Genomic DNA, 12,047 nt, shown 5'->3' on the forward strand with positions numbered 1-12,047 from the left:
CATGCTGTACAAGGAATTCAGGGTTCCCATCACTTTTGCAGCAGTGCATCCTATCAACTGGCGATAGACTATTTGCCAATAATCCGGCCATGGTCACAGGACTATGGTGTGGCGGGTAAACCGGAACGAGCCACATGACAGTATCCAATGATCGCGCCCGGTTCCTGATCATCGACGACCATCCGCTGTTTCGCGAGGCGCTGCACAGCGCGGTGCAGATGGCCTATCCGGAAGTCGACACGGTCGAGGCGCGCTCGATCGCCGAGGCGCTCGATCTCCTGGCAGGGATAAAGCCGTTCGATTTGGCGCTGCTCGATCTCAACATGCCCGACGTGCATGGCTTTGACGGGCTGCTGCAGCTCAGGACGCGCTATCCGCGGCTGCCGGTGGTGATCGTGTCGGGCTACGAGGAACCGCGGATCATTTCCGAGGCCTTGTCCTATGGTGCTGCCGGCTTCATCCCGAAATCGGCGCGCAAGAGCGATCTGGCCGCCGCCATCCGCTCGGTGATGGATGGTGCGATCTATGTGCCGGAAACCTATGAAGGACAGCCGGCGGACGCCGACAGCATCGACCGCGCCGACATGGTCCAGCGCCTGTCCAAGCTGACGCCACAGCAGCTGCGCGTGCTGCAGATGCTGCGCCAGGGCCTGCTCAACAAGCAGATCGCATACGAGCTGCAGGTCGGTGAGACGACGGTGAAGGCGCATGTCTCGGAGATATTGCGCAAACTCAATGTGTATAGCCGCACGCAGGCTGTCATCGAGGTTTCGAAGCTGGATAATGCCGAGCTGTTTCGGGATCAGGCGGGGTTTTGAGCTTTTACCCTCCCCCTTGTGGGGAGGGTCGATCCGCGAAGCGGAGCGGGGTGGGGGAGCTTGGCGCCGCACCCCACCCCGGCGCTGCGCGCCGACCCTCCCCATCAAGGGGAGGGTATGGAGCTAAGCCAACAAATGCGCCAGCAGCGCCCTTAGCTGCGCTGGCTTCAGCGGCTTGCGCATCAGTTCGATGCCGCCGGCGCGGGCTGCCTTGGCGACTTCCTCGGAACTGTCGGCGGTGACGATCAGCGCCGGTACGGCGCGGCCGAGATAGTCTCGGACTTCCGATATGGTGGCGGTGCCGAGATCGCCGCCGTCGAGATGCTGGTCGGCAATGACGATGTCGGGCACCCAGTCGGTGTCGCCGAGCAGGTCCATTGCGTCGTCGGTCGAGGTTGCGGACCGCACCAGGCACTGCCAGCGCTCGAGCAGGAAGGTCATGGCCTCCAGCACCTCGATGTCGTTCTCGACCAGCAGCACCTTGGTGCCGAACAGGCCGTAGCCGCGCGACCGCTCCAGGCTGGTGGCGCTGGCGATGGCGTCGGCGGGGGCGCCGATGCCGACGGGGACATCGATGTGGAAGATCGTGCCGCGCCCGACCTTCGACGAGAAGGTCACGGGATGGCCGAGCGCGCCGGCCATGCGGCGCACGATGGCAAGCCCGAGCCCGAGGCCGTTGCCGTCACGTTCCGAACTGGCCGGTGAGGTGCCGCGATGGAACTCCTCGAACACAGCCTCGCGCTGGTCCTCGGGAATGCCGCAGCCCGTGTCGGCGACATCGATGCGGATCGTGTCGCCGCGATGCCTGGTGCCGACAAGGACGCCACCGGAACGGGTATAGCCCAACGCGTTGGAGAGGATGTTCTGCAGGATGCGGCGCAGCAGCGTCCGGTCGGAGCGGACCACGGCATTGACCGGCCGGAATTTCAGCGACAGCCGTTTCATTTCCGCGACCGGCTGGAAATCCGAGCGCAGCGACGAGAACAGCGCCTCGAGGCTGACGTCGCCGATATCGGGCTGCACCACGCCGGCGTCGAGCTTTGAAATATCGAGCAGGGTGCGCAGCAGGTCCTCCATCGTTTCGAGCGAGCGCTCGACCTGGCGAACCAGCTTCCTGCCTTCGTCGCTGGTCTGCACCTCGGCGAGCGCCGAGACGGAGAGGTGGGCCGCGTTCAGAGGCTGCAGCACGTCATGGCTGGCGGCGGCGAGGAACCTGGTCTTGGACAGGTTCGCCAGCTCGGCATTTTCCTTGGCGGCGCTGAGATCGATGTTGGACTGCTCCAGCCGGCGCAGCGTCGAATGCAGTTCCTCGGTGCGCGTGCGCACGCGGTTCTCGAGCGAGATCGCGGTCTGGAACAGCGAGAAGGCATTGCCTTGCTGGTCCATAGACCGCTCGACGCGGCTGACCAGGGCGGCGTTGATCTTCTTCAGCTTTTCGAGGTCGTTTATGTCCTTGAGCGGCATCTTGTTATTCCGCGGCCCCCTATTCCGCCGCTTGCCGTTCGCCAAAGGCAATGCCGGTGAAGGTCTGGTTCAGATGCATCGACCGGTACTGTTCGCCATAGGTGCCGAAGCCGATGACATTGTTGACCCGGTAGAGCTCCGAAATGTCACGGAAGACCTGCCGGTTGCGCGCATCGAGCCGGCGCAGCACGCAGTCGAAGCCGAGGATCAGGTCGATACCGCCCAGTCTGTCCTCGACCTCGCGCAGCGCCGCGCGCGTCGATTCCACCATGTCCTTGGGCTGGGCGATCGACAGCACGACGCCGTCGTCGATGGCGCAGAAGAACGACAGCGAGCCATCCGCGTGCATCCTCTGGATCGAGCGGCAGTAATATTCGCCGCCCACCTTCACCACCACCGGATGCGAGGCGAAGCTCAGCGGCGTCAGGGTCTGCGGCAGGATGCCGACGGAAGCGGCATATTCCTCCGCCGCATTGGTGGCGTTGAACTCGCGCACGATGCGGTGATCGGCATCGGACGCCGTCACCACCAGCTTTTCGTCGGTCGGAACGAAATTGTCGGTCTTGAAGACGTGGAACGGAATTTCCGTCGATATCAGCACGATGATGGCGCTGTCCGAGGTGACGGCGCCATTCGAGATCAGGCGCGTCGTCTCGAATTTCAAATCGTCGCCGGCCGAGCCGCCGAGCAGCGGTATGTCGTCAAGACCCCAGTGGATGGCCGAGCTGACCGCTTCCTCGGCATAGGACAGTCCATCGATGAAGCAGAGCGCGAAGGTGTTGCTGGTCTGCTCGCAGCCAAGCCGGCCGCGTAGCGTGCGCCGCAAGGCCTCGACCTCGCCGGTGATCCTGTCCATGCCCGACGAGGACAGATTGTCGACCATGGTGCTGACCGCGGTGAACGAGGCCGAGGGAAGCAGCATCGCCAGCATATGGCCTTCCTCGAGGCCCTGCGGCGTGATCTCGCCGGCGGTGGAACAGCCGGCATGGTGGAGCGCCGGCGCATGCGCCGAGAGTGCCTGTGACAGGGCGCCTGCCTCGACGAGGCTCTGGGAAAAGAACAGGAGCGCGAAGCCGGCGTCGATAGCGGCAGCCTCGGCGGCCACCGCGCGTGCGAAAACATCCGGGTCGGGCTCGTCCGTGGTCAGCGCCGACAAGCCGCAGGCGTAGCGCGTCGTTGAACTGGTCAGCGGCGTTCTCCCGCATTTCCTCCGACGCTGTTTTATGCGCTGTTTTTCAAGCTTCTGGCGCGCGGGCGTCGAAGGGTATTGTTGCTTCCAATAGGCGTTTTGGCAATGGGGCGAGGGGAACGCGCCTTTGGCCGTGGCCATGACCGAAAGTACAATGATCCGCCTTTTCCGTCGCGCTGTTTTTTGTGCGTTGTGCGGTGTACGAATAACGCATGGCCGAAGTGCCAGCGGCGCGTCGGCAGCGTGATGACCAAGGTTGATACCCAGGGAGGATTCATGTCTGATATTTCGTTGATGGTGAACGGGAGAAGGGTCAGCGGGGTCGCCGAGGATCGAACGCTGCTGGTTCACTTCCTGCGCGAGAATCTCGGCCTGACCGGCACGCATGTCGGCTGCGACACCTCGCAATGCGGGGCCTGCGTCGTTCATGTCGACGGCAGGGCGGTCAAGTCCTGCTCGATGCTCGCCATCCAGGCCTCAGGGTCGACCGTCGTAACGATCGAAGGCCTTGCCAACGGCGCCGACCTGCATCCCGTGCAGGCCGCCTTCAAGGAACATCACGGCCTGCAATGCGGCTTCTGCACGCCAGGCATGATCATGACGGCAACCGACATGATCGCCCGCCATCCCGAGGGCCTCGACGAGGCGACGGTGCGGGCCGAGCTGGAAGGCAACATCTGTCGCTGCACCGGCTACCACAACATCGTCAAGGCGATCCTCGCCGCATCGAAGACGATGTCGAAGGGGGCCGCCAAGGCCAAAGCGAAACAAGCTGCGTGAACGAAGCAGTAGGTCAGTAAGGCAGTAGGGCAGTAGGGAACCGGAACCAATTTTTCCCCACTGCCGTACTGCCCTACTCACCTACTCCCCCTACAATCTCGGGAGGAATTTCTATGGGTATTGAAGGTGTTGGCGCTCGGGTCGCGCGCAAGGAAGACAAAAGGTTCATCACCGGCGCCGGCCGCTATGTCGACGACATGGTGGTTCCCGGCATGAAGCATGCGGCCTTCGTGCGCAGTCCGCACGCGCATGCGCAGATCAAGAAGATCGACGTCAAGAAGGCGCAAGCCATGCCTGGCGTCATCGGTGTCTTGACCGGTAAGGAACTCAAGGCCGACGGCATCGGCAACCTTATCTGCGGCTGGATGATCCATTCCAAGGATGGTTCGCCGATGAAGATGGGCGCGTGGTCGCCACTGGCCTTCGACAAGGTCCGCTATGTCGGCGACGCAGTGGTCATCGTCGTCGCCGAGACCAAGGGCCAGGCACGCGATGCGGCCGAGGCGGTCGAGATCACCTACAAGGAATTGAAGGCCGTCGTCGATGCTTCCAAAGCAATGGACAAGGGCGCGCCGCAGATCCATCCGGAGGCCGAAAACAACCTGATCTTCGATTGGGACATCGGCAATGCCGACGACACCGCCGCCGCGTTCAAGAAGGCAGCCCATGTCATCAAGATGGACATCATCAACAACCGGCTGGTTCCCAATGCCATGGAGCCGCGCGCGGCTCTCGGCCACTATGACAAGGCCGAGGACCATTACACCTGCTGGACGACGTCGCAGAACCCGCATGTCGCGCGGCTGGTGATGAGCGCCTTCTACAATGTCGCGCCGGAAAACAAGCTGCGCGTCATCGCGCCGGATGTCGGCGGCGGTTTTGGCTCGAAGATCTATATCTATCCGGAAGAGATCGTCTGCCTGTGGGCCTCGAAGAAGACCGGCGTTCCGGTGAAATGGGTGGCTGACCGCACCGAAAGCTTCCTCACCGACGCGCATGGCCGCGACCACCACACCCATGCCGAAATGGCTTTCGACGCGGACCACAGGATCCTTGGCCTCAAGGTCGAAACAAAGGCCAATCTCGGCGCCTACATGTCGCTGTTCTCGTCGGCGACCCCGACCTATCTCTACGCGACGCTGCTGTCGGGCCAGTACAACATCCCGGCGATCCACGCCAATGTGAAGGCGATCTACACCAACACCGCACCCGTCGATGCCTACCGCGGGGCAGGGCGGCCGGAAGCAACTTTCGTCATGGAACGCATGATGGAAACCGCCGCGCGCCAGTTCGGCGTTTCGCCGGCGGACTTGCGGCGCAAGAATTTCGTCACCACCTTCCCGCACCAGACGCCGGTCATCATGTGTTATGATGCCGGCGACTACGCGGCCTCTCTCGATGCCGCGATGAAGGCGTCGGATTATGCCGGCTTTGCCAAGCGCAAGGCTGCCGCCGCCAAGCAAGGGCTGCTGCGCGGCATCGGCATGAGCTGCTACATCGAGGCCTGCGGCATCGCGCCGTCGGCGGCGGTCGGCTCGCTCGGCGCCGGCGTCGGCCTGTGGGAATCGGCCGAGGTGCGGGTCAACGCCGTCGGCACGATCGAGGTGCTGACCGGCTCGCACAGCCATGGCCAGGGCCACGAGACGACGTTCGCGCAACTCGTCAATGAGCGCTTCGGCGTGCCGATCGATTCTGTTTCGATCGTCCATGGCGACACCGACAAGGTGCAGATGGGCATGGGCACTTACGGTTCGCGCTCGGGCGCGGTCGGCATGTCGGCCATCGTCAAGGCGCTCGACAAGGTCGAGGCCAAGGCCAAGAAGATCGCAGCCCACCTGCTCGAGGCCGACGAGGGCGACATCGTCATCGAGAACGGCGCGCTGAAGGTTGCCGGTACCGACAAGAACGTGCCGTGGTTCCAGGTGGCGCTTGCCGCCTATACCGCCCACAATCTGCCGGCAGGCATGGAGCCCGGGCTGAAGGAAACGGCCTTTTACGATCCGTCCAATTTCACCTTCCCGGCAGGCTGCTACATCTGCGAGGTCGAAATCGATCCGGAGACCGGAACGACGGAGATCGTGCAGTTCGTGGCGGCCGACGATTTCGGCAACATCATCAATCCGATGATCGTCGAAGGCCAGGTGCATGGCGGCATCGCGCAAGGGATCGGCCAGGCGCTGCTGGAAGGCGCTCACTACGACGCCGGCGGACAGCTGCTGACGGCGAGCTACATGGATTACACCATGCCGCGCGCCGGCGACCTGCCGTCGTTCAAGGTCTCGACCTCGAACACGCCATGTCCGGGCAATCCGTTGGGGATCAAGGGCTGTGGCGAGGCCGGCGCCATCGGCTCGCCGCCGGCGGTGATCAACGCCATCACCGATGCCATCGGCAGCAACGATCTCGCCATGCCAGCATCGCCATCCACCGTGTGGGCAGCGATCCGCGCCACGACGAAGCACTGAGGAGGAAAAGCCATGTACTCGGTCAACTATCACCGTGCCGCCTCGGTCGCTGACGCCGCCAAGCTCGTGAAGAGCGGCGACGCCAGGCTGCTCTCCGGCGGCATGACCTTGATCCCCGCCATGAAGACGCGGCTTGCCGCGCCCTCCGACCTTGTTGATCTGTCACGCATCAAGGATCTGCAGGGGATAAAAGTGTCGGGCAAGACGGTCACCATCGGCGCCGCCACCACGCATTTCGACGTTGCCAATGACGAGAAGCTGCGCAAGGCCTGTCCGGCGCTTGCCCATCTGGCGTCGCTAATCGGCGATCCGGCAGTGCGCCACAAAGGCACGATCGGCGGTTCGATCGCCAACAATGATCCGGCGGCGGACTATCCGGCGGCACTTCTGGCGCTCGGCGCCACCATCGTCACCAACAAGCGCGAAATATCAGCAGACAAGTTCTTCAAGGGGCTGTTCGAAACCTCATTGAAGGATGGCGAGATCGTCACGGCTGTTACCTTCACCGCACCGGCAAAGGCGGCCTACGAAAAATTCCGTAACCCGGCCTCGCGCTATGCGATCGTCGGCGTGTTCGTGGCCAAGGGCAAGGATGGCGTCAGCGTAGCCGTCACCGGTGCCGGCGATGACGGTGTCTTCCGCTCGAAGGAGATCGAGGCGGCACTGGCGAAGAATTTCGACGCTGCATCGCTCGCCGGCGTGAAAGTGCCGGCGAAGAACCTGATGAGCGACATCCACGCTTCCGCCGACTACCGCGCCAATCTGATCGCGGTCATGGCCAAGCGTGCCGTGGCAGCTGCCAACGCCTGACGCGAGTCAGCAGTCGTGGACAAGGAGAGGGGCCGTAGTGGCCCCTTTTTCGTCTGTGGCGACCTGTAGCCACCCAATTCCTGGTGGAATCGCCTCAGCGCCCCATCCCGTTGCTTGAAGCAATTCCGGCGCGTGCTCGTCCGGAAACTGCATCAGCGGCAATCTCGCACTTGCACAAACAAATATTGCACTGCAATATGATTTTGGGCGGGAATGCGAGCTGGGTTCGGAGAGCGTATCGCCGTGCCCTTTCGCATGCCAATGCGAAGGGATCGGCATGTCCGAAATTTCCGCGACCCATATGGTTCCGTCCCGATCCGTCGTCGACAGATCGGCCCGGACAAGACTGGCCTATCTCGATGGCTGGCGCGGCCTGTCGATCGCCCTGGTGCTGATCGGGCACTTTTTTCCTGTTCCGGGAATCAATCTTGGCGTGCTGGGCGTCGAATTCTTCTTCGTGCTCAGCGGCCGGCTGATGGGCGAAATCCTGTTCATCGAGCGCTACCCGCTGAAGAAGTTCTTCAAGCGCCGTTTCTCGCGCATCTACCCGGCACTACTGGTGTTCGTCATCGTTGCCATGGTCGCGCTCTCCGGCACGTTCATCGCCTTCAAGTGGAAGGCGGCGCTGACGGCGCTGACATTCACCTACAACTACGCCGGAATTCTTGTCACCCGGGCCGGGGCGCTGGACCATATCTGGTCGCTTTGCGTCGAGGAGCATGCCTACATCATCCTGGCGCTGATCAGCGCACTCGTCTCCAGCCGCAACCGCGTCATCCCGCTGCTGGTGGCGCTGGCCTTGCTCGCCATGGCCAACGGCGCGATTTCGTACTGGGTGTTCAAGTTGGACTACGAGGCCACTTACTGGCGCACCGATGTGCACATCGCTTCGATCCTGCTGTCGGCTTCGATCTGCCTGCTCAAGGCCGAAGGCCGGCTGCCGGCCGTGCTGAAGGGCCCTTATGTCGCGCTGGCCGCGGCGATCGCCGCGGTTTTGCTGTTCATGGACCCGGTGCCGACGCCAATCCACTATCTCCTGGCGGTGCCGCTGCTGGCGCTGGCCGTCAACGCGCTTGATTTCAGCACGCCGATTTTTTCCAATTTGCTGTCGTCCTGGCCAATGGCGACGTTGGGCCTGTGGTCATACTCGCTCTACCTCTGGCAGCAGCCCTTCTACAAATTCGTCTACGAGCAAGGCAGCAACCCATGGCCGATGCTGGCCGGGGTCTTTGCCTGCGCGCTCTGCAGCTACTACCTCATCGAGCGGCCGGCGCGGGAATGGCTCAACCGCAACTGGTAAGTGCCATCGGCATCATCAGGACGAGGGGCTGTTTTTCCGTGCCCCGAGATAGCGCCTCAGGCCGGCTTCGCCGCGCGGCGTCGTCCAGCGATGGTTCCAGGCGAAGGCCGGCCGCAGCAGCGGCGCGAGGAATTTGAGGATCGGCCTCTCGACCGTGACCTGCCAGGTCAACTGGACATGGGTGCCGGTGCCCGACGGCGACAGTTCGGCCCGCCACAGCCCGTCGAAATCGCCAAAGGTTTTCACCACCACCAGCCGGCTGGGTTCGAGTTCGGCGGCCTCGATGATGAAGTTCAGCTCATAGGGGAGGGCGCCGCGCGCCCGTGCCCTTGCCCGCGAACCGACTGACGCCTTGCCCTTGCCGTCGAGCGGCACCACTTCCTTGTAGACGTCGCCCCACCACAGCGGCAGCAATTCGGCGTCGGAGAGCACGTCCCACACTTGCCGAGGCGTGCCTTCGGGAATCTTCCAGCTTTCGTCGAAGCGGAAGACGTTGCTTGGCATCGCGGTTCCTCCGGTTGGCGGAACGCCTATATTAGGGGCGGCTTCTTTGTGTAGCCAGCGATCAGGCGACGATCTGCTTGACGTAGTAACGCACCGCTTTCTTGCCGCCATGGATCACCGCGTCGCCGACCTCAGTGAAGCCGAGAGCGGCGTGGAAGGCATCCGAGGCGGGGTTGGGCGGGTCGGCGTTGACCTCGCAGGTGACCAGCCTGTGGCCGGCGCGTTCAGCATGCTCGAACAGGTCCTGATAGAGCCGGCGCGCATGGCCGCGACCCCGTGCGTGTGCCGCCACGACGACGCGGTCGACATAGACGAAGCGTTCGTAGCGCTCACGGAACCAGACGAAGTTCGGGCTGTCGTAGTTGGCCTCCTGGTCGAAGGTCATGATGAAGGCTTCGAGATCGCCGATGCGGCGCGCATAGAATGCTTCGCTAAGCAGGAACGACAGCCGCTCGGCTTCGAGCCAGGACAGTTCAGCGGCATGCTCATTGTTGAGCGCCAATATGTCGGCTTCGTCGGCTTGCGCTATGCGGTCTATCTCAGAGGTCATGCCTTGGCTGCCGTGATCGTCGCCGCCACCAGCGGCGTGTCGGTCAATGTGTTGCGGTATTCGCGATCAAGATCGGAACCGCCCATGCCGACCTTGGGATTGCGGTAGCGCATGGTGCTCGGCACGTCCTTCAGCGCCGCGAAATGCATTTCGGCCAGTCCGGTCTTTCTGCGCACCTCAGCGATGTTCGCGAGATCGAGCCCGCCGCAGCCGAGGATGATGATGCGGTCGCCGGCCTGCCGCACCAGATCCGCCAGCAACGGCAGGCCTTCGATCGCGGTGTCGCGTTGGCCGCTGGTCAGCACGCGGCCGACCTTGCAGCGGATCAGCGCTTCCAGCGCCTCGGCCGGATCGCGCGTCATGTCGAAGGCGCGGTGGCAGGTGACGTTCAGGGAGCCGGCGGCCTCCGTCAGTTCGCCCATGCGCTTCTCGTCGATGGTGCCGTCGGCGTTCAGGCAGCCGAACACCACGCCGGGTACGTCGAGATCGCTGAGTGCTGCGACATCGGCGAGCATCGAGCGGTATTCGGTCTCGCTGTAGAGAAAATCGCCGCCGCGCGGCCGCACCATGACATGGAACGGCACCGTTGCCTGATCCAGCGCGGCACGCACCGTGCCAAGGCTCGGCGTGATGCCGCCTTCGATAAGGCTGGCGCACAGTTCGACCCGGTCGGCGCCGGCCGCCTGCGCGGCGAGCAGGCCATCAATGCCTTCGACACAAATTTCGATCAGGGGCGGGCGGTTTTCCGTGGTCAAGGGGCTATCCAGTTCATGATGTTGCGCAAAGCCCTAGCACCCGGGCGGCTGGCGCGAAAGCGTGAACGGTGCACCGCCATTTGGACCAGGCGACATTTCCCGGCTTGACAGTCCTATAACTCTTTGGTTATGAGTTAACCCATAGCTGACAGGTTATTGATTGATCGTTGGCGTCGCGGCGACAGCCGAAAATCCCATCTACTGAAACCTGGATGCGCTGCCTCCGGGCTCGGCAAAACACGCCCTCGAAAGGAGAAAGACCATGCAAGCGAGAATCAAGAATCCGGTGATGCTGATCCCAGGCGCGCTGCAGGCGCTGCTGGCGCTGGACAAGTCGACGGAGGCGGCCGATGTGCCTTATATCACGCGCAAACTCATCCATCTGCGCGCCAGCCAGATCAACAACTGCGCCCTTTGCGTCGACATGCACGCGCGCGAACTGAAGACGGCCGGCGAGAAGGACGAGCGCATCTTCGCGTTGGCGGCATGGCGCGAGACACCATACTTCACCGATGCCGAACGGGCGGCCCTGGCGCTGGCGGAGGCCGGCACGAGGCTCGCCGACCGCCCGGACGCCGTGCCGGACGATGTCTGGGACGAAGCCACCCGTCACTATGACGAAAAGGCGCTTGCCGTTTTGGTCGTCCAGATCGCCCTGATCAACGCCTTCAACCGGCTGAACGCGACGACCCGCCAGATGGTCGGCACCTGGGGCTGAACACGCCTGGGGCAGGGTGGTTATCAACTACAGCGCATGAAGGCGGGCGGCACATTGCCTTCCCGCCCTCAGGCATAGCCTTGGTGGCTACTGGCGCAATTCCGTATTCTTGGCGCCTTCCTCGACCTGGTCGATGACCAGGAGCTTGACCGGACCATCGCCGATATTGGTGGCCTGATGCCACTGCCCGATCATTTCGATGATGAAATCGCCCGTCTTGTAGGTGTTGCTGTTGCCGGTCTCGACATTGGTGACCTTCAGCGTTCCAGCCTCGACATAGGCGTAGCGCGGGAAAGGGTGCCTGTGCACCGGCAAGGTTGCGCCGACCGCGATGTCATAGGTCGACACCAGCACCTGCACATTCTTCTGCGGCAGCGTGATCGGCTGGCCGGACGCGGTGGTCGTGCGTGATGCTAGGGGTGTCACGACGACAGGCGTGCCGCCGCTGTCGAGCGCCAGAGCGCAATTTGCATAAAGTGTAGCAGCGGCCAAGAGTGCCGAAACCAGGATTTTGCGCATGATTCCTCCCTGAACCGACGCATCTATCGCTCGGCGGACAAGTTCGCGCAAGCACTGCCAAGCACTTGTGGATACTGCCAGATTGGACTTTTTGGAATTGTTGGCCTCAATGCATCAGGATATCGTCGGGCTATTCGGCCGCTCGGATTGCAAGGCCGCTGGCCACCATCGTCGG

General features: G+C 62.9%; 12 protein-coding genes. 6 read left to right on the forward strand and 6 right to left on the reverse strand.

Going from position 1 to position 12,047, the window contains the following annotated elements:
• Positions 1–134 precede the first annotated feature (134 nt).
• Positions 135–818 (forward strand): response regulator, encoded by a 684-nt coding sequence (locus AC1DX4_RS21745; RefSeq protein WP_027043803.1) that lies wholly within the window; start codon positions 135–137, stop codon positions 816–818.
• Between the two features lie 123 nt (positions 819–941).
• Here AC1DX4_RS21745 and AC1DX4_RS21750 read toward each other — a convergent pair whose 3' ends face one another.
• Together AC1DX4_RS21750 and AC1DX4_RS21755 are read right to left on the reverse strand one after the other, a co-directional pair.
• Entirely contained in the window at positions 942–2,282 is a 1,341-nt protein-coding gene (locus AC1DX4_RS21750; RefSeq protein WP_477222236.1) for a hybrid sensor histidine kinase/response regulator, read from the reverse strand.
• A 19-nt stretch (positions 2,283–2,301) separates the two neighbouring features.
• Positions 2,302–3,438: an FIST N-terminal domain-containing protein gene (locus tag AC1DX4_RS21755; protein WP_477222237.1), complete on the reverse strand. Its 1,137-nt coding sequence runs from the start codon at positions 3,436–3,438 to the stop codon at positions 2,302–2,304.
• A gap of 309 nt (positions 3,439–3,747) precedes the next feature.
• Between AC1DX4_RS21755 and AC1DX4_RS21760 the strand changes: the two genes are divergently transcribed.
• From AC1DX4_RS21760 to AC1DX4_RS21775, 4 genes are all read left to right on the forward strand, one after another.
• On the forward strand, positions 3,748–4,251 hold the full coding sequence (locus AC1DX4_RS21760) for a (2Fe-2S)-binding protein (protein WP_477222238.1): 504 nt from the start codon (positions 3,748–3,750) through the stop codon (positions 4,249–4,251).
• 113 nt (positions 4,252–4,364) lie between these two features.
• Complete coding sequence (locus AC1DX4_RS21765) at positions 4,365–6,716, forward strand: xanthine dehydrogenase family protein molybdopterin-binding subunit (protein ID WP_477222239.1); 2,352 nt, start codon at positions 4,365–4,367, stop codon at positions 6,714–6,716.
• A 12-nt stretch (positions 6,717–6,728) separates the two neighbouring features.
• Positions 6,729–7,526, forward strand: coding sequence for an FAD binding domain-containing protein (locus AC1DX4_RS21770; RefSeq protein WP_477222240.1), 798 nt, complete (start codon positions 6,729–6,731; stop codon positions 7,524–7,526).
• A gap of 277 nt (positions 7,527–7,803) precedes the next feature.
• Entirely contained in the window at positions 7,804–8,826 is a 1,023-nt protein-coding gene (locus AC1DX4_RS21775) for an acyltransferase family protein (RefSeq protein WP_477222241.1), read from the forward strand.
• Positions 8,827–8,841: 15 nt separating this feature from the next.
• Here the strand turns inward: AC1DX4_RS21775 and AC1DX4_RS21780 are convergent, their stop codons facing one another.
• The 3 genes from AC1DX4_RS21780 to AC1DX4_RS21790 all read right to left on the reverse strand — a co-directional run bounded on the left by AC1DX4_RS21780 (position 8,842) and on the right by AC1DX4_RS21790 (position 10,635).
• Positions 8,842–9,330, reverse strand: a complete 489-nt coding sequence (locus AC1DX4_RS21780; protein WP_477222242.1) for an SRPBCC family protein — start codon at positions 9,328–9,330, stop codon at positions 8,842–8,844.
• A gap of 61 nt (positions 9,331–9,391) precedes the next feature.
• On the reverse strand, positions 9,392–9,880 hold the full coding sequence (locus tag AC1DX4_RS21785) for a GNAT family N-acetyltransferase (protein WP_477222243.1): 489 nt from the start codon (positions 9,878–9,880) through the stop codon (positions 9,392–9,394).
• Complete coding sequence (locus AC1DX4_RS21790; protein WP_477222244.1) at positions 9,877–10,635, reverse strand: copper homeostasis protein CutC; 759 nt, start codon at positions 10,633–10,635, stop codon at positions 9,877–9,879. Before AC1DX4_RS21790 ends, AC1DX4_RS21785 begins: the two co-directional genes overlap by 4 nt.
• Positions 10,636–10,897: 262 nt before the next feature.
• On the opposite strand from AC1DX4_RS21790, the gene AC1DX4_RS21795 reads away from it, so the two are divergent.
• A complete protein-coding gene (locus AC1DX4_RS21795; RefSeq protein WP_477222245.1) occupies positions 10,898–11,353 on the forward strand; it encodes a carboxymuconolactone decarboxylase family protein in 456 nt (151 codons plus the stop codon).
• Between the two features lie 87 nt (positions 11,354–11,440).
• Here the strand turns inward: AC1DX4_RS21795 and AC1DX4_RS21800 are convergent, their stop codons facing one another.
• Complete coding sequence (locus AC1DX4_RS21800; RefSeq protein ID WP_477222246.1) at positions 11,441–11,872, reverse strand: cupin domain-containing protein; 432 nt, start codon at positions 11,870–11,872, stop codon at positions 11,441–11,443.
• Positions 11,873–12,047: the final 175 nt, after the last annotated feature.

Source organism: Mesorhizobium sp. P3_A8 (assembly GCF_056402995.1).